Source organism: Roseateles saccharophilus, assembly GCF_031458095.1.
Lineage (GTDB): Bacteria > Pseudomonadota > Gammaproteobacteria > Burkholderiales > Burkholderiaceae_C > Pelomonas > Pelomonas saccharophila_A.
This window is the reverse complement of record NZ_JAVDXU010000001.1, coordinates 2,379,876-2,401,094: the sequence shown is the minus strand read 5'-3', so window position 1 is coordinate 2,401,094 and position 21,219 is coordinate 2,379,876. Positions and strand designations below refer to the sequence as shown.

General features: G+C 70.2%; 21 protein-coding genes. 15 read left to right on the top strand and 6 right to left on the bottom strand.

The window, feature by feature from the left end:
- Window positions 1–1,233, top strand: a complete 1,233-nt coding sequence (locus J2X20_RS10910; RefSeq protein ID WP_310264337.1) for a DUF1501 domain-containing protein — start codon at window positions 1–3, stop codon at window positions 1,231–1,233.
- Window positions 1,234–1,455: 222 nt separating this feature from the next.
- Complete coding sequence (locus J2X20_RS10905; RefSeq protein ID WP_310264334.1) at window positions 1,456–1,965, top strand: hypothetical protein; 510 nt, start codon at window positions 1,456–1,458, stop codon at window positions 1,963–1,965.
- A 6-nt stretch (window positions 1,966–1,971) separates the two neighbouring features.
- Here the strand turns inward: J2X20_RS10905 and J2X20_RS10900 are convergent, their stop codons facing one another.
- Genes J2X20_RS10900 through J2X20_RS10890 form a run of 3 tightly spaced genes read right to left on the bottom strand, consistent with a single transcriptional unit; the run spans window position 1,972 to window position 5,600 of the window.
- On the bottom strand, window positions 1,972–2,571 hold the full coding sequence (locus tag J2X20_RS10900; RefSeq protein WP_310264333.1) for a DUF6151 family protein: 600 nt from the start codon (window positions 2,569–2,571) through the stop codon (window positions 1,972–1,974).
- A 37-nt stretch (window positions 2,572–2,608) separates the two neighbouring features.
- The gene (locus J2X20_RS10895) at window positions 2,609–3,946 is read right to left on the bottom strand and encodes a DUF1501 domain-containing protein (protein WP_310264331.1); all 1,338 of its coding nucleotides are present in this window, start codon (window positions 3,944–3,946) and stop codon (window positions 2,609–2,611) included.
- A gap of 1 nt (window position 3,947) precedes the next feature.
- The gene (locus tag J2X20_RS10890; protein ID WP_310264328.1) at window positions 3,948–5,600 is read right to left on the bottom strand and encodes a DUF1800 domain-containing protein; all 1,653 of its coding nucleotides are present in this window, start codon (window positions 5,598–5,600) and stop codon (window positions 3,948–3,950) included.
- Between the two features lie 204 nt (window positions 5,601–5,804).
- Between J2X20_RS10890 and J2X20_RS10885 the strand changes: the two genes are divergently transcribed.
- The 6 genes from J2X20_RS10885 (at window position 5,805) to J2X20_RS10860 (ending at window position 12,731) form a co-directional block, all read left to right on the top strand.
- Window positions 5,805–7,082 (top strand): efflux RND transporter periplasmic adaptor subunit, encoded by a 1,278-nt coding sequence (locus tag J2X20_RS10885; protein WP_310264326.1) that lies wholly within the window; start codon window positions 5,805–5,807, stop codon window positions 7,080–7,082.
- Window positions 7,083–7,100: 18 nt separating this feature from the next.
- Window positions 7,101–7,799 (top strand): ABC transporter ATP-binding protein, encoded by a 699-nt coding sequence (locus J2X20_RS10880; RefSeq protein ID WP_310264324.1) that lies wholly within the window; start codon window positions 7,101–7,103, stop codon window positions 7,797–7,799.
- Window positions 7,800–7,804: 5 nt separating this feature from the next.
- Window positions 7,805–9,079: a TolC family outer membrane protein gene (locus J2X20_RS10875; protein WP_310264321.1), complete on the top strand. Its 1,275-nt coding sequence runs from the start codon at window positions 7,805–7,807 to the stop codon at window positions 9,077–9,079.
- Window positions 9,079–10,386: an ABC transporter permease gene (locus tag J2X20_RS10870; RefSeq protein WP_310264319.1), complete on the top strand. Its 1,308-nt coding sequence runs from the start codon at window positions 9,079–9,081 to the stop codon at window positions 10,384–10,386. The genes J2X20_RS10875 and J2X20_RS10870 overlap by 1 nt, the downstream gene beginning before the upstream one ends.
- Before the next feature lie 173 nt (window positions 10,387–10,559).
- Window positions 10,560–11,783, top strand: a complete 1,224-nt coding sequence (locus J2X20_RS10865; protein WP_310264317.1) for an ABC transporter permease — start codon at window positions 10,560–10,562, stop codon at window positions 11,781–11,783.
- A 45-nt stretch (window positions 11,784–11,828) separates the two neighbouring features.
- Window positions 11,829–12,731: a c-type cytochrome gene (locus J2X20_RS10860; protein WP_310264313.1), complete on the top strand. Its 903-nt coding sequence runs from the start codon at window positions 11,829–11,831 to the stop codon at window positions 12,729–12,731.
- A 3-nt stretch (window positions 12,732–12,734) separates the two neighbouring features.
- On the opposite strand, the gene J2X20_RS10855 is transcribed toward J2X20_RS10860, so the two are convergent.
- The 3 genes from J2X20_RS10855 to J2X20_RS10845 are packed head-to-tail and all read right to left on the bottom strand — an operon-like array spanning window position 12,735 to window position 14,498.
- A complete protein-coding gene (locus J2X20_RS10855; protein WP_310264311.1) occupies window positions 12,735–13,559 on the bottom strand; it encodes a DUF6279 family lipoprotein in 825 nt (274 codons plus the stop codon).
- Between the two features lie 19 nt (window positions 13,560–13,578).
- Window positions 13,579–14,046, bottom strand: coding sequence for a BON domain-containing protein (locus J2X20_RS10850; protein ID WP_310264309.1), 468 nt, complete (start codon window positions 14,044–14,046; stop codon window positions 13,579–13,581).
- Window positions 14,043–14,498, bottom strand: a complete 456-nt coding sequence (locus tag J2X20_RS10845; RefSeq protein WP_310264307.1) for a DUF6265 family protein — start codon at window positions 14,496–14,498, stop codon at window positions 14,043–14,045. Before J2X20_RS10845 ends, J2X20_RS10850 begins: the two co-directional genes overlap by 4 nt.
- 63 nt (window positions 14,499–14,561) lie before the next feature.
- Between J2X20_RS10845 and J2X20_RS10840 the strand changes: the two genes are divergently transcribed.
- The 7 genes from J2X20_RS10840 to J2X20_RS10810 all read left to right on the top strand — a co-directional run bounded on the left by J2X20_RS10840 (window position 14,562) and on the right by J2X20_RS10810 (window position 21,217).
- On the top strand, window positions 14,562–15,047 hold the full coding sequence (locus tag J2X20_RS10840) for a retropepsin-like aspartic protease family protein (protein ID WP_310264305.1): 486 nt from the start codon (window positions 14,562–14,564) through the stop codon (window positions 15,045–15,047).
- Window positions 15,044–15,964 carry a TraB/GumN family protein gene (locus J2X20_RS10835; RefSeq protein ID WP_310264303.1) on the top strand — a complete coding sequence of 307 codons (921 nt, stop codon included), beginning with the start codon at window positions 15,044–15,046 and terminating at the stop codon, window positions 15,962–15,964. The genes J2X20_RS10840 and J2X20_RS10835 overlap by 4 nt, the downstream gene beginning before the upstream one ends.
- Window positions 15,965–15,985: 21 nt before the next feature.
- On the top strand, window positions 15,986–16,747 hold the full coding sequence (locus J2X20_RS10830) for a PhaM family polyhydroxyalkanoate granule multifunctional regulatory protein (protein WP_310264299.1): 762 nt from the start codon (window positions 15,986–15,988) through the stop codon (window positions 16,745–16,747).
- 31 nt (window positions 16,748–16,778) lie between these two features.
- Window positions 16,779–17,633, top strand: a complete 855-nt coding sequence (locus J2X20_RS10825) for a substrate-binding periplasmic protein (RefSeq protein ID WP_310264297.1) — start codon at window positions 16,779–16,781, stop codon at window positions 17,631–17,633.
- Window positions 17,634–17,898: 265 nt separating this feature from the next.
- Window positions 17,899–19,377, top strand: a complete 1,479-nt coding sequence (locus tag J2X20_RS10820) for an FAD-linked oxidase C-terminal domain-containing protein (RefSeq protein ID WP_310264294.1) — start codon at window positions 17,899–17,901, stop codon at window positions 19,375–19,377.
- Window positions 19,374–20,444, top strand: coding sequence for a glycolate oxidase subunit GlcE (gene glcE / locus J2X20_RS10815; RefSeq protein WP_310264291.1), 1,071 nt, complete (start codon window positions 19,374–19,376; stop codon window positions 20,442–20,444). The genes J2X20_RS10820 and glcE overlap by 4 nt, the downstream gene beginning before the upstream one ends.
- A complete protein-coding gene (locus J2X20_RS10810) occupies window positions 20,444–21,217 on the top strand; it encodes a class I SAM-dependent methyltransferase (protein WP_310264288.1) in 774 nt (257 codons plus the stop codon). Before glcE ends, J2X20_RS10810 begins: the two co-directional genes overlap by 1 nt.
- Window positions 21,218–21,219 lie beyond the last annotated feature (2 nt).

Sequence of the window (21,219 nt, the reverse complement as noted above, 5' to 3'; positions counted from 1 at the left end):
ATGCTGCGTCGTCAACTCCTCCACTTTGGCGCCTTCACACTGGGCGGCCTGCCCGTGTCGCTGGTGCAGGCTCAAGGCGGCAGCCAAAAGAAGCTCGTCGTCGTCATGCTGCGCGGCGCGGTGGACGGCCTCTCCGTCGTGGCGCCCTACGGCGAGCGCGAATACGCCGCCAGCCGCCCGCAGATCGCCCTGGCCGCGCCCGGCGCCGAGGACGGCCTCATCAAGCTCGATTCGCTGTTCGGCCTGCACCCGTCCTTGAGCCCGCTGAAGCGCCATTGGGACGGCGGCCAGCTCGCCTTCGTGCATGCCAGCGGTTCGCCCGACCCGACGCGCTCCCATTTCGATGCCCAGGACTATCTCGAATCCGGCACGCCGGGCCGCAAGTCCACGCCCGACGGCTGGATGAACCGGCTGCTGACGGCCCTGCCCGGGGAGCCGGCGCCGACGCGCGCCATCTCCCAGGGCAGCACGCCGCCGCGCATCTTTGCGGGTACCGCGAGCGTCGCCACGTTGGGCCTGGGGCCCAATGCCATGCAGCGCCGTGCCATCGACGACCCGCAGATGCAGGCGGGTCTGGCCAAGCTCTATGCCAACGACGCCCAGCTCAGCAGCACGCTGCGCGACACGACCCAGGGCCGTGGCGAGATGAGCCGCAGCATGGCCGGCGGCGAAGGCAAGTCCATGGACCCGAGCGCCGACGCCGGCGCGCCCTCCGCGCGCAGCTTTGCCGCCGATGCGCGGCGCCTGGGGACGCTGATCCGCAAGGACGCCCACACCCAGCTCGCCTTCACGGCCGTCGGCGGCTGGGACACCCACGTCAATCAGGGCGCCGCCCGCGGCCAGCTCGCCAACCGCCTGGCCAGCCTGGGCGAGGGCCTGGACGCCTTGAGCGTCGGCCTGGGCGATGCCTACAAGGACACCGTCATCGTCGTCGTCAGTGAGTTCGGCCGCACCCTGCGCCAGAACGGCAATGGCGGCACCGACCATGGCCGCGGCAATGTCATCTGGCTGATGGGCGGCCCCGTGGCCGGCGGCCAGATGTTGGGCGAATGGCCGGGCCTGGACGCCAGCGCCCTGGCCGATGGCCGCGACCTGGCGGTGCGCACCGACTTCCGCCAGGTCCTGTCACCCCTGCTGCAGCGCCACCTGGGCCTGTCGGAAACCGCACTGGCAACAGTGTTTCCCCAAGCCCCGCAAACTTGGCGTTATGCAGACAAGCTGCTGCGGGCCTGAGGCGTGCAGCGGCAGCGTTCAAACAGATGGGAGAACGACGTGATGCGAAGCGCTTCCTCCTTGTTCGGCCTGTGCCTTTGGGGCGCGGTGCTGGCCTATTGCTTCCTGGTCGTGACGGGCGTTGCCTGAAGCTCGAGGCAGCTCCCACGAACGAAGTCGTCCGTCCGGGCGGGGCGACGCGTTGAGGCTGGCAGCATTCGCCAACCTCTCAACGCCGTCGCCATGCGCCCACTCCTTTACGCCCTTGCCCTCGCAACCGTTGCCTGCACTGCCCAGGCCGAAACCCTGCAGAGCTGCGACGAGGCCGTCGTCCTCTACTCGGCCCCCCAGCTCATCCCGCTGCAAGGCCATGTGACCGTCAAGCGCCTGGCCGCGCGGCCGGCCGAGCCACCGGAAGACGAGGAAGAGGGCGCTGAAGACAAACGCTGGGCGCCGCAGCGCACGGCCGCTTTCACACGCGTGACCCGGCCCGGGCTCAACGGCCCGGACACCGTGGCCCTGCAGATCTTCTCCGTCAAGACCCGCGCCCGCTGGCGCATGGACTTCGACCGCGAGCTCGACAGCGTCGAGGCCCGGTGGATCAACGAGGAGCTGATCTTCATGCGCGCCTGGTGGGGGCGCATCGTGTCCACCGATCTGATCATGGACATCGGCAGCGGCCGCTTCCTGTATGCCAAGGAAGCGAACTACGGCCTGCTGACCCAGCCCTGCGCCAAGCCTCAGCCGAAATAGCCGCCTTCAGCCCCGACGCTTGGCCGCCGCCAGCTCCTGGGTCGACAGCACCTGGGGCTGGGCGATCGGAAGGTCGGTCTGGGGATCGAAGAAGGGGCTGGCCCGCCAGGTCCCGCGCAGCCGCCCCTTCACGATGAAGGACAGGACCTTGGCCATGCCGGTGAACACGCCGGCCGCCTTGGGTTTGTCAGCACCCGGAGCGCCGTCGACACCGACGCGCATCCTGACCGGCCCGAACGACTCGTCCAGAGAGGGTCTGCCAGGACCGAGACCTGCGTGGATGAGGCCGACGAAATCGGCCTTGCGGTCCGCGAGCGTGTTGCCAATCGGCGTGCGACAGCAGCTGGCATACCAGCGCAGCATGCCCTTGTCGGTCAGGCGGATGCAGGCCAGCTGCTCGCGGCCCTGCGTGAACGTGAAATGAGAGGCCGGCACCTGGACGATGTCCGTGCCGCCCCGGCTGTCCAGGGTGTCCGGTGATCCCACATGCCGGGCAAAGGCCTGGCAGTCGGAGCAATGGCAGACGCAGCGATTGGACGGGCGCGTGGGCTGCAGCAAGCCGCGGAGCTGGCCGCAGCGGCACTGGATGGGATGGCTTTCAGGCATGGGGCGCTTGTACCAGCCGCCCCTGCCAGTTTTGTCATCAGCCGAAGTAGCCGAGGTTCTTGACGCTGAAGTTGGCCAGGTGGGGGAAGACGCCGCCGAGGTCGGCCGCGCCGACGCCGAACCAGCTCGCCAGCGTCGCGCTCATCTGGTCCACCGACGTTGTCGGCAGCCAGCGGCCCTCGTCGCCGGAGTCGTCCGGCCCGCCGAGCACGAGCTGGGGCATTCGGCCATAGAGGCCGCCCTTGACGGCACCACCCATCACGAACTGGTGATTGCCCCAGGCATGATCGGTGCCGCCACCCGAGGCCGGCTGCAGGGTGCGCGCGAAATCGCTGGCCGTGAAGGTGGTCACCGCATTGGCGACGCCGAGTTGCTGCATGGCGTCGTAGAAGGCCTTCAATGCGGGTGCGAGGTCGGCGAAGAGCTGGTTCTGCTGGTTGAGCTGGTCGTTGTGGGTGTCGAAGCCGCCCATGCTGACGAAGAAGAGCTGGCGCGTGACGCCCAGGCCCGAGCGGCCCTCGATCATCTTGGCCACGGTCAGCAATTGCTGGGCGATGCTGCTGGAGAGGCCGTTGAAGAGGCCGGCCACGCTGCCGGTGCTGGACAGGGCCGTGTTGAGCACATTGCTGGCCTTGATGGCCTGGTTCAGCACGCTGGCGGCGGCGCGTTCCTCGGCATTGCCATAGGGCTGCTGCAGCAGGCTCTGGTAGAGCTGGTACAGCGGGCTGGCGCTGGGGTTGCTGCCAAAGCCCTTGATGGCGAAGTTGGTGCCCGAGCCGACGGTCAGGCCCTGGCTGGTGGCGCCGTTCATGAAGACGTTGTTGCCGCTGACCGAGAGGGCCATGGGCACGACGCCGCCCGTGGCCTGCAGGTCGGCGACGCGCCCGCCCCAGCCCGCCGTCGACGGCAGGGTGTTGCCGCTGTAGGACTGGCCGCGCTGCCACTGGTCTTGCTGGTCGTCGTGCGAGAACAGATTGCTGGGCCGCTGGGCGTTCGCCGCATTGAACTCGGCCTTGGTCATGGGCCGCACCAACGGCCCGACATTGGCCTGCACGGCGAGGTGGCCCTGGTTCCAGATGTCGGCCAGCGGCGTCAAGGCCGGATGCAGGCCCACACCACCGCCGTTCAGCGGGGCCAGGGACGACTGCGGCAGCGTGAGCCCGCCGGCGCCGGCCGTGCCGCGCGCCCTGGCATAGGCCGCATAGCCGGCGGCATCCATGGGGATGACCATGTTGTTTCCGTCGTTGCCGCCGTAGAGGAAGACGCAGACGAGGGCGCGGTAGTCGCTGCCCATCAGCGGGGCTGCCAGCGAGGGCAGGGCGGAAGCCCCGGCAAGAGCAGCGGCGTGGGAGAGCAGATGGCGTCGGGACAGCATTTCAGTTCTCCACCAGGTATTCGGGGGACATGGCAGCCAAGAACAACGCGGCCTTGGCGCGGTCCAGAGGCTTGGTGGCTGGCGCAATCTGCGCGGCCTTCAGGAGGGCGGCCTGCAGGGCAGCGCTGGCACGGCCGGCGAAGAGCACGCGGTTGATCTCGGCCACCAGGCTGGCCGGTGTGGCGGCCAGGGTCTGCCAGCGGGCGAGGTCGATCTTGGTGCCGATGGCGCCGGGCACCGTGGTGTCGGGCGCCACGCCCTTGCCGTTCAGTGCCGTCTGCAGCACACCGCTGAGCTTGAAGGCAGCGCTGGCATTGAAGACGCCGAAGGCCGGGCCGTCCAGGCTGGGGTTGTCGGGCAGGTCGTAGTCGGGCGGGAAGAAGTTGAAGACGCTGGCCGGGCTGTAGACCGTCTGGCCCAGGCCCGCGGCTTGGGAGCGCAGCCAGACGCCGTCGCTGACGCCGCCCATGGCGCGCAGCAGATGCGTCAGCTGCAGGATGGGCTCGCGCAGCTTGCCGGAATTGGCCGGTGCCTGGGGCGTGAGCGCCTCGGGGTCGGTCAGGATGGCCGTCAGCACGGCCTTCATGTCGCCGCGCGGGCGGCCCGAGCCGACGTCGCTCGCCGCGCCGTTGAAGGCCCTCGCCACGCGAGCTATATAGGCAGGGCTGGGGTTGGCGGTGACGAGTTGCTGGATCAGCTGGCGGCCGATGAAGGGGCCGACATTGGGGTGGTTGAAGATGTTGTCGATGGCCGCTTCCAGGTCGGCCTGCGCCGTCTGGCCGCCGGGCAGCACGGTGCCGCTGAGCAGCTTCTTCGTGCCTTTGTCGTGATGCTCGTCGAAGGCGATCATCCGCGCGTCGTAATAGCTCGGGTTGCCGAACCTGTTCTTGGTGGCCCCCGGCCGCGGCGCATAGGTCCAGCCCGTGAAGACATGGGCGAAGCCCTCGACCGTCTCCTGGTCATAGCTGGGGACGGGCTGACCCTTGGCGTCGAGCTGGACGCTGCCATCGGGGTTGAGCTGGAAGAGGCCGATGGAGAACAGCTGCAGCACCTCGCGGGCGTAGTTCTCGTTGGGCTCGATGCCCTTGGCCGGGTTGGGCTTGTCGTTGTTGGCCATGTTCAGGAAGCGCCCCATGGCCGGGGACAGCGTCACTTCCTTGAGCACGTCGCGGAAGTTGCCGAAGGCGTTGCGCAGGAAGATGCGCTGGTAGTTGGCCATCGCATGGGGCAGCTTGATGACATTGCCCGACACGACCAGGATCTCCGACAAGGCCAGGGCGGTGCGCTGGCGCAGCTGATCGGGCTGGTTGACGGCATTGGCGAAGAACTGCACCTGCACCGGGAAGAGGCTGTAGTTGTCGCGCTTGCAGGTGGCCGGCGCGCCGGTGGGGCAGCCCTTGCTGGAGTCGGGGTCGACATAGGGCACGCCCGTGAAGTCGGAATTGGCCAGCGTGAATTGACTCGCCAGCCAGGCCGGGCGGCCGCGCGACATCAGCTCGGCGACGCTGGCGTCCGTCGGCCCGAAGCTGGCCTGGGCGAGAAAGCGCCGCGCCTCGGATTCGGTCATCGTGGCGGCGGGCGGGTCGGCGGCGAGGGCGGGCCAGCTCAGGCTGGCTGCCGCGGCCCACAGGCAGAGTCGGGCAAAACAAGGCATGGTGAGTCTCCGAAGCGGCGCGATGTTGGAGGGCGGCGGACGTGTCGTCTCGCCACCAGTTGTGCCGTTTGGTAAGCAAACGCTGCGGACGGTAGCTGACCTTGTTCGGACTGTCCGCAAGCTGTCCGCGGACAGTCCGGCCGCCGCCAAGCCGTTGATTTGTCACGGTTCAGGGGCTGGCACAGCGCTTGCGGAATACGGGGCATGAACACCCGCTTCCGCGACACCTCCGAGCAGGACCGTCCCCTGGCTCCACCGTCCCGGCGCTGGCCCTGGCTGCTGGCCGGCGGCGCTGCCTTCGTCGGCGTGCTGCTGCTGCTGGGCGGCGGCCGCGTCAAGCAGATGCTGTCCGCCGACCAGGCCGTCAGCGTGGCCCGCCTGTCCCTGGCCAGCGTTGAGGTCGGGCCGCTGACGCGCGACGTCGCCGGCGAAGGCCGTGTCGTCGCCGCCCAGAGCCCCACGCTCTTCGCCCCCGGCGCCGGCACCGTGACCCTGGCCGTGCAGGCTGGCGACCCGGTCAAGCGCAACCAGGTGCTGGCCAAGGTCGACTCGCCCGAGCTGACCAACCGCCTGGCCCAGGAGCGCAGCAATGTCGACGCGCTGCGCGCCGACCTGGCCCGCGCCGAGGTCGAGGCCCGCCAGCAGAGCGCCGCCCTGCAGAGCGCTTACGAGAACGCCCGCATCGACCAGCAGACGGCCCAGAACGACCTGGCCCGCCAGACCCAGGCCTTCGAGGCCGGCGCCACGGCCCGCATGCAGGTCGAGCGCGCCCAGGACGCCCTGGCCAAGGCCAAGCTGGCCCTGGACCAGGCCCGCGACCTGCGCGGCCTGAAGACCGACAGCCTCAAGCTCGACGTGCAGGCCAAGCAGAGCGCCCTGGCCCGCCAGCAACTGCTCGTCAGCGACCTGGAGCGCCAGGTGGCCGAGCTGCTGGTGCGCTCGCCGGTGGACGGCCAGGTCGGCCAGCTCTTCATCCCCGACCGCACCAACGTCGCCCGCGACGCCAAGCTGCTGTCGGTCATCGACCTGTCGGCGCTGGAAGTGCAGATGCAGGTCGCCGAAAGCTTCGCCCGCGAGCTGCAGCCCGGCATGCCCGGCGAAATCAGCGGCAATGGCCAGCGCTGGGCCGGCCAGGTCAGCTCGGTCTCGCCCGAGGTCGTCAACGGCGAAGTCGCGGCGCGGCTGCGCTTTGCCGGCACCCAGCCCGAGCAACTGCGCCAGAACCAGCGCCTGTCGGTGCGCGTGCTGCTGGACAAGCGCGACAAGGTGCTGGGCGTGGCCCGCGGCAGCTTCGTCGACGAGGGCGGCGGCAGCTATGCCTACGTCGTGCGCGGCGGCGTGGCCGAGAAGGTCGCCGTCAAGCTGGGCGCTCGCTCGCTGGAGCGGGTCGAAATCGTTTCAGGTCTGTCGGTGGGCGACCGCGTCGTCATCTCCGGTGCGGACAACTTCAAGGGCGCAGACCGCGTCCTCATTGCGGACTAAGGAAGAGGAAGGAAAGCCATGCTCCAGATGGAAAAACTGCAGAAGGTCTACCGCACCGAGATGGTCGAGACCTATGCGCTGCGCGACTTCAACCTGACCGTCAACGAGGGCGAGTTCGTCGCCGTGACCGGGCCCTCGGGCTCGGGCAAGACCACCTTCCTGACCATCGCCGGCCTGCTGGAGGCTTTCAGCGCCGGCCGCTACCTGCTGGACGGCATCGACGTCAGCCGCATGGGCGATGGCGAGCGCTCGCGCATCCGCAACCAGAAGATCGGCTTCATCTTCCAGGCCTTCAACCTGATTCCCGACCTGAGCGTGCTCGACAACATCGAGGTGCCGCTGCGCTACCGCGGCATGAGCGGGGCCGAGCGCAAGAAGCGCGCCGCGGACGCCCTGGCCCGCGTCGGCCTGTCGGCGCGCGGCAAGCACTACCCGAACGAGCTCTCCGGCGGCCAGCAGCAGCGCGTCGCCATCGCCCGGGCGCTCGCCGGCGAACCGCGTCTGCTGCTCGCCGACGAGCCGACCGGCAACCTCGACAGCGCGATGGCACGCAGCGTCATGGAGCTGCTGGAAGAGCTGCATCGCGACGGCGCCACCATCGTCATGGTCACCCACGACCCGCAGCTCGCCGCACGCGCTCAGCGCAATGTGCACGTCATCGACGGCCAGGTCGTGGACCTGACCGCCGAGCTGAAGATGAACCTGGCCGTCGCCTGAGTTCCATGCGTCGATTGATCCTAGTCCTCGCGCTGCTGACCGCTCAAGCGGCCCGCGCCGACGACCTCTTGCAGGTCTGGGCCCAGGCCCGTGCGGCCGATCCGTTGCTGCGCCAGGCCGCCGCCTTCAACGGCGCGCAGGAAGCGGCCTCGCGTGAAGCGCGCGCCGCCCTGCTGCCGCAATGGAGCCTGCAGAGCAGCGAGGAGCGCGAGAACGGTGGCGGTGGCCGCACGCGCACGACGACCAGCAGCCTCAGCCAGCCGCTGTTCGACCTCGCCGCCCTGCGTGCATGGGATGCCAGCCGCAGTGATGCCTCGGCCCAGTCGGCCCGCCTGGCGGCCGCCGAGCAGGCCGCGCGCGCCCGTGTCGCCGAGGCCTATTTCGGCCTGCTGTCGGCCCAGGCCCAGCTGGCCACGGCCCGCGCCAACGAGGAGGCCTTCGACCGCCAGGTCAAGGAGGCCGAGACCCGCTTCCAATCCGGCCTGTCGGCCCAGGTCGAGGCCGACCAGTCGCGCGCCTACCGCGAGCTGGCGCGCGGCAATACCCTCGCCGCCGAAGCCAACCTGGCCGATGCCCGCGAGGCCCTGGCCCAGCTGACCGGCGCCGCGCCCGCGGCCCTGCAGCCGCTGCGCCGCGATCTCACCGCCCAGCCCCTGCCCGACGACGCCGAGGCCTGGGCCCAGCGCGCCCTGCAGGCCAACCCCGAGTTGCGCGCCCTGCAGCTGGACGTGCAGGCCAGCGAGCAGCGCATCTCCGCCGCCCGCGCCGGCCATCTGCCGACGCTCAGCGTGGGCGTGGACACCAATCGGCGCCGCGGTGATGGCGTGTCGGCCTTCGACGCCAGCCGCACGCCGACGACGGTCGGTGTGCGCCTGACCGTGCCGCTGTTTGCCGGCGGCGCCGTGGCTGCCGCTTCCGACCGCGCCGGCTTCCAGCGCGATGCCGCGCGCGAGCAGCTCGAAGCCAGCCGCCGTGCCGTGCTGCGCGAGGTGCGCGCCCAGCACCTGGCCGTGGGCCAGGGCGAGGCTCAGTTGCGCTCCACGCAGGTTGCCGTCCAGGCCGCCGAGCGCGCGCTGGAGGCCACCCGCACCGGCCTCACCTTGGGCACGCGCAGCACCACCGATCTGCTGCTCGCCATCCAGACCCTGGCCGGCGCCCAGAACGCCCAGACCCAGGCCCGCCACCGCCATGTGCTGGCCCTGCTGGCCCTGCACCAGGCGGCCGGGTCCCTCGGCGACACCGAGCTCGCCACCGTCAACGCACTCCTGGAGAAAAACTGATGTTCCTCCACTACCTCGAACTCGCCTGGCGCAACACCCTCGCCGCCAAGGGCCTCTCCGCGTTGATGGTGCTGGCCCTGGCCCTGGGCATCGGCGCCTGCATGACGACGCTGACCGTCTACCACGTGCTGTCGGGCGACCCGATCCCGCACAAGAGCGCCAAGCTCTTCAATGTGCAGCTCGACGCTTCGGACATGGTGGGCTGGAAGGCCGGCGAGGAGCCGACCTTCGACCTGACGCGCTACGACGCGACGGCCCTGCTGCGCGACAAAAAGGCGCTGCGCCAGGCCATGTCCAGCGGCTTCAACACGGCCGTCGGCCTGCCCGACGCCAACGTCAAGCCCATCTTCTCCGGCGTGCGCATGACCTCGGCCGATTTCTTCGCGATGTTCGACGCCCCCTGGCAGTACGGCGGTGGCTGGAGCGCGGCGGATGACGAGGGCGAGGGTCGTGTCGCCGTCATCTCGGCTTCACTGAACGAGAAGCTCTTCGGCGGTGGCAACAGCGTCGGCAAGGAAGTCATCGTGCGCGGCCAGCCGCTGCGCGTCGTCGGCGTGCTCAAGCCCTGGAAGGTGCAGCCTCACTTCTGGGACCTGACCCTGGGCAGCTATACCGAGACCGAGGACTTCTACCTGCCCTTCTCGACGGCCATGTTCCTGAAGATGGGCCACTGGGGCAATATGGACTGCTGGGGCAAGGGCGCCAACGGCGGCAGCTCGCTGGACCTGAACGCCAGCTGCTCCTGGATCCAGTACTGGGTCGAATTCGCCCAGCCCGAGGACGCCGCCGCCTACCGCGACTACCTCACCGCCTACTCCGAGGCCCAGCGCAAGGCCGGCCGCTTCGAGCGCCCGACCAATGTGCGCCTGCGCAGCGTGATGGACTGGCTGGGCGCCCAGAAGGTGCTGCCCGCCGACGTGCGCCTGCAGACCTGGCTGGCCTTCGGTTTCCTGGCCGTCTGCGTCGTCAACATGGTGGGCCTGCTGCTGGCCAAGACGCTGCGCCGCAGCGGCGAGATCGGCGTGCGCCGCGCCCTGGGCGCCCGGCGCAGCGACATCTTCCAGCAGTTCGTCGTCGAGGCCGGCCTGCTCGGCCTGGCCGGCGCGCTGCTGGGCCTGATGTTCGCCCAGGGCGGCCTGTGGCTGGTGCGCCAGAGCCCCAACGACTACGCCCGCCTGGCCGAGCTCGACTCCAGCATGCTGGCTCTGACCCTGGGCTTGGCCCTGCTGGCCAGCCTGATCGCCGGCCTGCTGCCGGCCTGGCGTGCCGCCCTCGTCACCCCCGCGGTCCAACTCAAGGTGCAGTGAGATGACGCAGCCCCTCGCCCAGCCTCGCTTCGCTGAACGCGAGCGAGTCCGGTCGGTCCCCGAGGGGACGGCGATGCCAGCGGCGTTGAGCCGCCGGCACATCGCCAGAGCGGGCCGGCTAGGGAGCGGCCCGGCGCTCGGCCCGCATGTTCAAGACACATGAGGTGAAGAAGATGTTCAAAGATTTGATGCCTATTCTGTCGACGCTGCGCCGCCATCGGATCGCGGCCGGCCTCATCGTGCTGGAGGTGGCCCTGTCCTGCGGCATCGTCACGAATGCCCTTCACCTCATCCAGACCCGCATCCAGGCGCTGAATGCCGACAGCGGCATGGCCGAGTCCGAGATCGCCGTGCTGACGCTGCGCGGCAGCAAGCCCCAGCTGCCCGAGCGCACGGCCGGCATCGTGGCCGAGGACCTGGCCCGCGTGCGCGCCGTGCCCGGCATCAAGGCGGCCACGGTGGCCAACCAGATCGTCTACGGCAACAACAGCAACAACAGCGGCGTCTCGCTGGAGCCCGACAACAAGGGCCTGCGCATCACGGCGGCCCAATACGCGGCCGACGAGCAGATGATCCCGACCTTCGGCCTCAAGCTGGTCGAGGGCCGCAACTTCTCGGCCGACGAGGTCCTTGACGGCTACCAGGCCTTTGCCGTCTCCGACCCCAAGATCCCTCAGCTCATCATCAACAAGGTGATGGCCGAGAAGCTCTTCCCCGGCCAGCCGGCCGTCGGCAAGCAGGTCTATCTGTTCGGCCGCTCGCCGTCGACCATCATCGGCGTCGTCGAGACCCTCACCCACACCCAGCTGCACCGCGCGCGCCGCGACGGCGGCGGCACCGCCATGATCCTGCCGCTGCGCGGCGGCGGCTCGTATGTCATCCGCACCGAGCCGGGCCGCTTGGATGCCCAGATCAAGGCCGTGACGGCCGCGCTGGAGGAGGGCGACAAGAGCCGCGTCGTCACCCAGGCGCGTTCGCTGACCGAGATGCGCTCCGCCTTCTACGCCCAGGACCGGGCCATGGCCTGGCTGATGGGGGGCGTCTGCATGGCCCTGCTGCTGGTCACGGCCATGGGCATCGTCGGCCTGGCGAGCTTCTGGGTGCAGCAGCGCACCCGCATGATCGGCACGCGCCGCGCCCTGGGCGCCACCGAGAGCCAGATCCTGCGCTACTTCCAACTCGAGAACCTGCTGCTGACGACGACCGGCGTCCTCATTGGCCTGGTCGGCGCCTGGGCCCTGAGCCAGCTGCTGATGCAGAGCTACGAGCTGCCGCGCCTGCCCTGGCTCTACCTGCCCGCCGGCGCGTTGACGCTGTGGATCCTGGGCCAGTTGGCCGTGTGGGTGCCGGCGCGCCGGGCCGCGCGTTTGTCCGCAGTGGCGGCGCTGCGCTCTTGAGGCCATAGTCCCGCCGCGCGGTGAGGGCCGCGTCAAGGAGGGACCATGAGCAAGCTCTTCAAGTGGCTGGGCATCGCCGTCGGCTTGGCTGCGATCGTTGTCATCGCCATTGCCGCCACCGGCTGGCTGCAGGCGGGGCGCAAGCTGGAGCGCCGCATCGACGTCAGCGTGGCGGCCCTGGCCCTGCCCACGGAGGCGGCCGCCCTCGAGCGCGGCCGCTATCTCTTCAACTCACGCGGCTGCGCCGAATGCCATGGCGCCAACGGCGGCGGGCACAAGGTCATCGACAGTGGCGGCCTGCTGGTCGTCGCGCCCCATATCAGCCCCGGGCCGGGCTCGGTGACGGCGGCCTACCGCGTCGAGGACTGGGTGCGCGCCATCCGCCACGGCCTGAAGACCGATGGGCGGCCGCTGATGATCATGCCCAGCGAGGACTACAACCGCCTCACCGACACCGACCTGGGCGCGCTGATCGCCTATGCCCGGCAACTGCCCGCCGTCAGCGGCGAGACGGCCGTCATCCAGCTGCCGCCGCCGGTGCGCGTGCTCTACGGCCTGGGGCTGATCCAGGACGCTGCCGCCAAGATCGACCACAGCCTGGCGCCGCCCGCGCCCGTGCCGGAGGGGCCGACGGTGGCGCACGGCCGCTATGTGGCGCAGATGTGCATCGGCTGCCACGGCGAGGGCTATGGCGGCGGCAAGATCCCAGGCGGCCCGCCGGACTGGCCGGCCGCGGCCAATCTGACGCCGGGTGCCGGCAGCGCCATGGCGGCGCGCTATGCCGGCGTCGACGCCTTCGTCGCCATGATGAGGAGCGGCACGCGCCCCGATGGCTCGCCCATCGCCGTCATGCCGTTTCAGTCGCTGGCGCAGATGAATGATGTCGACCTGCGCGGCCTGCACGCCTTCCTGCAGTCGCTGCCGCCGCGCGCGCAGGGCAGCCGCTAGCGCCTAGGAGGCCTGCAGGCTGCGCAGCTCGGCAGTCCAGTCGGCCCAATGCTTGCGCACGGCAGCGCGCTGGTCGGCGTCCAGGCCGTTGAGCAGCTTCAGCAGGCTGGCGACGACTTCGTCGCGGTAGGGCTGCTCGGCAGCGAAGGTCTGGGAGTCCTGCATCAGCAGGGCGGTGCCGGCGGCGAGGTCCTGGTGTGACCAGGCGCGCAGGGCCCGCACCAGATTCGCCTGGCGCTGAGCGCGGGCCTGAGCCATGACGGGCAGGTCGAAATGCCAGCTGCGCGCGTCGGCTGCGGCCTGCTTGCGAACCGGGCGGTCCAGGTCGCCCAGCCAGCGCTCGAGATTGTTGGTGTAGCGCTTGGCACGTTCGTCGGGGCTGCGCCCGCCCGAGTGCTTGTCGCGCCATTCCTCGGTCTTCTCGTCCATCTTCTTCTGCAGATGCTGCCACTGCTCGGGCCTGAGGCCGGCCAGCACCGGCACGGCCAGCGGCGCGGCATGCTGCAGGCAGCGCTCGACGCTGGCCCGCGCGCCGCGCTCCAGGGCCAGCAGTTCTTCCTGGGTGACGCCGTCGTCCAGGGCCGAATTGGCCTGGTGGATCAGCGCTATCCACTGCGGCAGCTCCTCGCGGCGGTGCCAGGCCTGCCAGGCCTGCAGCTGCGTCTTCAACTGGCGGCGCTGGGCGCTGTCCAGGTCGAGGTAGTTGTCGGCCCACAGCCCGGCCAGCAGGGGCAGCTGCCCGTAGGCCAGGGTCAGGCTGGAGCAGCCGATCAGGCTGAGCAGCAGGGTCAACGCGAGGAGGGTGGTGAGTCGCTTCAGCAGATGCATGGTTGCCAATGGTGGCAGGTCAGTTCAAGCGCCGGTAGGGCAGGGCGCCATGGCGTCCCACCCGCACCAGGGCCAGGGCCTGCTGCACATCCGGCAAACCGCGTGCCAGGGCTTCCAGTTCGGCCGCCTGTTCCTGGCGCTCGACGCAGCCTTCGAAGTAGACGACGCGCCCCTGCACCGTCAGCCACAGGCTGCTCGGCTTCAGCGCCGCGGCGCCTTGCAGCCGTTCGCGCAGTGCGACGGCGATGCCGGCGTCGTAGCGGAAGGCATTGGGCTCGCTGCACTGGCCCTTGAGCCAGCAGGTCGTGCCGCGCTCGGCGCGCGCATGGGCCTGCACGCGGGCCTCGGCGGCGGTGATGCGCGGGCCGCGCGGCTCGGGGCAGTCGGCGATGTCGCTGGAGACCGCTTCAAAGGGGTCGTTGAAGCGGTTCAGGACCTCTTCGTCGGCGTTGCCAGCCAGCAGCAGGGCGACGAGCAGGGCCTTCACGGGCAGGCGCTGCGCTGCATGGGGAAGTCGATGCCGCGCTCCTTGCCCTTCAGGCTGCCCTCGATGCGGGCCACCAGCTTGTCGGCCGTTTCGCGGCGGTAGATGACGCGCTGCGGGAAGTCGTGCCCGGCGTTCTCGAACACGGCTTCGGCCTCGCCGGAGCGCAGCAGCCCGAACTCGGTCGGCGGCTTGCCCTGGGGCTGGGCAACGAAGCTGAGCTTGCCGTCGGCGTCGGCGCGGATCTGCATGAACTCGAACTCGACGACGCGGCCGTTCTTGAGGATGCGCGCCATGCCCAGCATCAGGCCGCCGGCCGGCGCCATCCACTGCTCGACCGAACCGGCCTCGCGGCCGGTCTGCACCCAGCAGCCGGCCAGCCACTCGACGGGAACAAAGGGGTTGGCCTGGGCCGAGGCACAGGCCGCGAAGAGAAGAGCGGGTAACAGCTTCATGCCTTTGATTCTGAGCGGCGCGGTTATCGTTGGCGCCCAAGCAAACCCTGCCCCAACCCGCGCGTGTCTCACCAGGATCTGCCTCACACCCTCAAGCTGCTGACGGTCTGGCTGCTCATCGGCCTGATCATCTTCCTGGGCTTCAAGACCTGGGAGCGCGAACGCGAGGCCAGCCGCTTCAAGCTGGCCGGCGAGGTCATCGTGCTGACGCGTGCCGGCGATGGCCATTTCCACTGGCCCGGCCGGGTCGGCGCCATCGAGGTGGACTTCCTCGTCGACACCGGCGCCACCGCCACGGCCCTGCCGCAGGCACTGGCCGATCGCGCCGGGCTCAAGCCCCTGGGCGCCGTGCAGACCCATACCGCGGCCGGCGCTGCACGCGGCTTCCTGGCGCGGGCCGACGTCACGCTGGAAGGCGGCGTCCGCGCCGACAAGCTGAGCGTCATGGTGCTGCCCAATCTCAGCGCGCCCCTGCTCGGCATGGACGTGCTCGGCCGCCTGCATTTCTCGCAAAAACCCGGCGAACTCCGCATCGAGCCCCAGCCATGATCCGTGCCCTGCTACTTCTGCTGCTCGCCCTTGCCGCCGCCGGCAGCGTCCGGGCGGACTGCCCCCCCACGCCGGCCCTGCCCAGCGCCGACCAAGCCGCCACCTGGGCCGCCAAGGCCCCCGACCGCGGCCTGCTGTGGCGCATCAGCCGCGACGGTCACAGCAGCTATCTCTACGGCAGCCTGCATGTGGGGAAGGCCGACTGGGCCTACCCCGGGCCGGCCCTGCGCGCCGCCTGGGCACAGACCGAGGTGCTGGCCGTCGAGCTCGATCCCGCCGACGTCGGCGCCGTGCTGGCGGCACTGCCCAAGGCGGCGCCGCTGCCGCCGGCCATGGCCCGGCGCCTGGACACCCAGGCCCGTGCGGCCTGCCTGTCGCCCGACGCCCTGGGCGCGCTGCCGGTCATGCTGCGGCTCAGCATGCTGACCCTGATGGAGGCGCGGCGCGACGGTTTCGACGCCGGTTTTGGCCAGGACGTCATGCTGATGGCCTGGGCCAAGAGCGAGGGCCGGCCGGTGCAGTCGCTCGAAACCGTGGAGGAACAGCTGCTGGCCCTGGCGCCCGAGGCGGCAGAGCTGCCGGCTATCGTCGACGGCACGCTGCGCCAGTTGCAAAAGGGCCAGATGCGCGAGCCGCTGCGCAAGCTCAGCCGCGCCTGGTCGCGCGGCGACCTGCGCGCCCTGGCCGACTACCCGCGCTGGTGCGCCTGTGCCGACAGCCCGGCGGAGCGGGCCTGGCTCAAGCGCGTCAACGACGACCGCAACGGCCCGCTGGCCAATCGCATCACCGCCCTGCATGGCGCCGGCCAGAACCTGCTGGTGGCGGTGGGGGCCCTGCACATGAGCGGCCCCCAGGCCCTGCCGCGATTGTTGGCGCAGCAGGGTTTTACCGTCGAAGCCCTGCTGCCCGCGAAGTAGGATCAACGCAGGAGACACACCATGACCGACAACAGCTTCACCAAGTTCGTGCCCGGTTTCGAGTTCCTGCAGGGCCTCGTCAAGAATGCCGGTTCGGCCCTGCCGGGCATCGGCCAGTGGGTGGCCCCGACGCTGAACCCCGAAGAGCTGTCCAAGCGCATCGAGGAGCTGCGCACGGTGCAGTTCTGGCTGGAGCAGAACGCGCGCATGCTGGCCGCCACCATCCAGGCGCTGGAGGTGCAGCGCATGACGCTGTCGACGCTGAAATCCATGAACGTGCCCCTGGCCGATCTGCGCGACAGCCTCAAGCTGCCCACCGGCGGCGACGGTGCGTCCTGGCCGGTCATCCCGCCCGAGATCATGGCCGCCGCGGCACCGGTGGCCCAGGCCGCGGCCAAGACAGCCGTGAAGACGGCGACCAAGACGGCCACCGCTGCGGCCAAGACCGCCGGCAACGCCGCCAAGGCCGTGGCCGACAACCCGGCGGCCGTCGTCGACCCGACGCAGTGGTGGACGGCCCTGAGCCAGCAGTTCACCCAGCTGGCCACCTCGGCCATGAAGGACACCGCCACCGACGCGGCCAAGAACCTGGCCGGCAGCCTCGTCAAACAGAGTTTCGACGCGGCCAGCGACACGCTGCGCCGCGCAGCCGCTGTGCCGGGTTCGGTGGTGGGCAGCGTGGCCAAGGGCCTGGCTGCGGGCGCCCCGCCCAAGCCGGCTGCGAGAACCGCCGCCAAGACGGCCACGAAGACCGCGGCCAAGACCCCGCGCCGCAAGACTTGAGGCCGATGCCGGCCGGAGCGAATCCCGGGCGATGAGGCGCCGGCCGCTGCTGGTGCTGCTGGCCGCCGCCGCCACCGAGGTGTCTGCGCGGCCCACGCCGCTGGTCTACCCCCAGCATGACCCCGGCCGCGTGCCGCAATGGCATTACATGCAGGAGGTCATCAAGCTCGCGATCACGCGCAGCGGCGCCAGCTATGACCTGGTCGAATCACCCGTGCCGATGACGCAGGCCCGCGTCGTGCGCGAGCTGGCCGACCGCAGCGGGCGCATCGACCTGTGCTGGACCATGACCAGCATGGAGCGCGAGACGCAGATGCTGCCGGTGCGCGTGCCCATGGACCGCGGCCTCATCGGCTGCCGCATCGCCTTCGTCCGCCCCGAGGACGTGGACCGCTGGCGTGATCTGCGCGATGTCGAGGGGCTGGCGCGCTACACCGCCGGCCAGGGCCAGGACTGGCCCGACACCGGCATCCTGCGCGCCAATGGCCTGCCCGTGCAGGGCATCAGCCGCTACGAGGCGCTGTTCGACATGCTGAGGCTGCGCCGCATCGACTATTTCCCACGCGCCGTCTTCGAGATCGACGACGAGGCGGCCACGCCGCAGGCCCATGACCTTGTCATCGAGCCCCATGTGCTGCTGCGCTATCCCGCGGCCTCCTACCTCTTCGTGCGCCCCGATCGGCCGCAGCTGGCGGCCGAGCTGCAGCGCGGCATGGAGTCAGCGGCCGGCGACGGCAGCCTGGCGCGTCTTTTCCAGCAGTATTTCGGCGACCTGCTGCGCCGCCACAATCTGGCCCGCCGCCGCCAGTTGCTGTTGAAGAACCCGCTCTTGCCGCCCGAGACGCCCCTGCACAAGCCCGCCTACTGGCTCGTCATCGAAAGCTGAGATGAACCTGCCCCTCGCCCAACCTCGCGTCGCTGAACGCGAGCGAGTCTGGTCGGTCTTGCAGACCGCGCTGCGGCATGAGCCGCAGCCCTTCGGCAGGCACATGCCGCCCACTGGGCGCCATGTGTCCGGCCTCAGCCCCCGAGGGGACGGCGATGCTTGCCGGATTGACCGGCAAGCACATCGCCAGCGCGGGCCGGCTAGGGAGCGGCCCGGCGCTCGGCCCGCAAGCGAATTCGGAATAGGCAACTAAAGTGGGTCCGATATGAATGCCCCGCTGGACCTTGCCGCCCGCCGCGCCGCCCTCATGGCGGCCCTTGCGCCGCTGCTGCCGGCGCACGCCCTGCTGCACCAGGCCGAGCAGACCACGCCCTATGAGTGCGATGGCCTGACGGCCTACCGCCAGCGTCCGCTCGCCGTGGCCCTGCCCGAGACCGAGGCCCAGGTGGCGGCCGTGCTCAAGGCCTGCCACCGCCTCGGTGTGCCCGTCGTCGCGCGTGGCGCGGGCACGGGCCTTTCGGGCGGTGCCATGCCGCACGAGGCTGGCCTGACGCTGGCCCTGGCCAAGTTCAACAAGATCCTGTCGCTCGACCCGCTGGCGCGCACGGCCCGCGTGCAATGCGGCGTGCGCAACCTCGCCATCAGCGAGGCCGCCGCAGCCCACGGCCTGTACTACGCGCCCGACCCCAGCAGCCAGATCGCGTGCACCATCGGCGGCAACATCGCCGAGAACAGCGGCGGCGTGCACTGCCTCAAATACGGCCTGACCCTGCACAACGTGCTGAGGGTGCGCGGTTTCACGGCCGAGGGCGAGGCGGTCGAGTTCGGCGGCGAGGCCCTGGACGCACCGGGCCTGGACCTGCTGGCCCTCGTGATCGGCAGCGAGGGCATGCTGGCCGTCGTCACCGAGGTCACCGTCAAGCTGGTGCCCAAGCCGCAGCTGGCGCGCTGCATCATGGCCAGCTTCGACGATGTGCGAAAGGCCGGCGACGCGGTCGCGGCCATCATCGCGGCCGGCATCATCCCGGCGGGCCTGGAGATGATGGACAAGCCCATGACGGCGGCCGTCGAGGACTTCGTGCATGCCGGCTACGACCTCGAGGCCGAGGCCATCCTGCTGTGCGAAAGCGACGGCACGCCCGAGGAAGTGGCCGAGGAGGTCGCCAGGATGGAGGCCGTGCTGCAGGCCAGCGGCGCGACGCGCTGCCAGGTCAGCGAGGATGAGGCCCAGCGCCTGAAGTTCTGGAGCGGCCGCAAGAACGCCTTCCCGGCGTCAGGCCGCATCAGCCCCGACTACATGTGCATGGACTCCACCATCCCGCGCAAGCACCTGGCCACCATCCTGCTCGACATCCAGCAGATGGAGAAGAAGTACGGCCTGCGCTGCGCCAACGTCTTCCACGCCGGCGACGGCAACCTGCACCCGCTGATCCTCTTCGACGCCAACGACCCCGACCAGCTGCACCGCTGCGAGCAGTTCGGCGCCGAGATCCTGGAGCGCAGCGTGGCCCTGGGTGGCACGGTGACGGGCGAACACGGCGTGGGTGTGGAGAAGCTGAACTCCATGTGCGTGCAGTTCAGCACCGAGGAGCGTGAGCAGATGCTGGCGCTGAAAGCCGCCTTCGACCCCGCCGGCACGCTGAACCCCGGCAAGCAGATCCCGACGCTCTCCCGCTGTGCCGAGTACGGCCGCATGCATGTGAAGCGCGGCCTGCTGGCCTTTGCGGAACTGGAGCGTTTTTGAAATTCGACGACCTGCAGCAGCGCCTGCGCGATGCGCGCATGCCGCTGCGCTTCACCGGCCACGGCAGCAAGGATTTCTATGGCGGGCCGCTGCAGGGCGAGACCCTGTCCACGCTGGAACTGAACGGCGTGACAGCCTACGAACACAGCGAGCTCTTCATCAGCGTGCTGGCGGGTACGCCGGTCTTCGATGTGGAGGCGCTGCTGGCCCAGCATCGCCAGCGCTTTGCCTTCGAGCCGCCGCGCTTCGGCGGCAAGGGTACGGTCGGTGGCATGGTGGCCGCGGGGTTGTCGGGTCCGGCCCGCGCGGCCCTGGGTTCGGTGCGCGACCACCTGCTGGGCGCCGTGATGATCAACGGCGCGGGCGAGCTGCTGAGTTTCGGCGGCACCGTCATGAAGAACGTCGCCGGCTTCGACGTCAGCCGCGCCTTGGCCGGCTCCATGGGCCAGCTCGGCCTCATCACCGAGGTCACGCTGAAGGTGCTGCCGCTGCCGGCCGCCGTGGCGACGCTGCGCTTCGAGTTCGAACAGGCGCCTGCCCTGATGGCCATGAACCGCTGGGGCGGCGAGCCCCTGCCCATCGAGGCCAGCGCCTGGTGGGACGGCGCGCTGCTGCTGCGGCTGGCCGGCGCGCAGGCGGCCGTCGAGGCCGCCATGCGCAAGCTGGGCGGAGACGTGATCCCGCCCGAGCTGGCCGGCGCCTTCTGGATGGGCCTGCGCGACCAGAGCGATGAATTCTTCGTCGGTGCCGAACGGGCCGTCGCGGGCGGCGCGCGCATGTGGCGGCTGGGCCTGCCCAGCACCGCGCCCGAGCTCAAGCTGCATGGTGAGCAGCTCGTCGACTGGGGCGGCGCCCAGCGCTGGGTGGTCACGCCGATGGAGCCGGCGGCCGTGCGCGAGGCGGCGGCCAAGGTCGGCGGGCATGCAACGCTGTTCCGCGCCCTGGACAAGAGCGCCGGCGCGTTCGCGCCGCTGAGCGCGCCGCTGGCGGCCATCCACAAGCGCTTGAAGGCGAGCTTCGATCCGCGGGGCGTGTTCAATCCCGGCCGGCTCTACGCGGATCTCTGATGAGCCCACCCATCCACGACGCCGCCCAGCGCGGCTACACCCTGGCCCCCGACAGCTATCAGCGCGGTCGGCCGGAATACCCGCCAGCCCTGGTGGCTTGGCTGGATTCACCGCTCGGCGTGCGCGACGGCGCCCGCGTCGTCGACCTGGGCGCCGGCACGGGCAAGTTCACCCACCTGCTGGCCCGCACCGGCGCCGCAGTGACGGCCGTGGAGCCGGTGGATGCGATGCGCGCCAAGTTGGCCGAGAGCCTGCCCGGCGTGCAAACGCTGGCCGGCGCGGCCGAGGCCATACCCCTGACCGATGGCGAGGCCGATGTGCTGGTCTGCGCCCAGGCCTTCCACTGGTTTGCCAATGCCCAGGCCCTGGGCGAGATGCACCGCGTGCTGAAGCCCGGCGGCCGGCTGGGCCTGGTCTGGAATGTGCGGGACGAGGCCTGCGACTGGGTTGCCGCCATCACCGAGATCATCACGCCCTACGAGGGCGACGCGCCGCGCTACTACACCGGGCAGTGGAAGCGCGCCTTCGAAGGGCAGGCGCTGTTTGCACCACTGCAGCTGACGGAGTTCCCACACAGCCATGAGGGCTCGTTCGAGCAGGTCGTCATCGACCGCATCGCTTCGGTCAGCTTCATCGCGGCCTTGCCCGCGGCCGAGCGCCAGGCTGTCGAAGCGAAGCTGCGCGCCTTGCAGCAACGCTTTGCCGCCCTGCGCGAACCGGTCATTGCCTTTCCCTATGTGACGCAGGCCTGGCAGGCCGGGCGTCTGGCCTGACG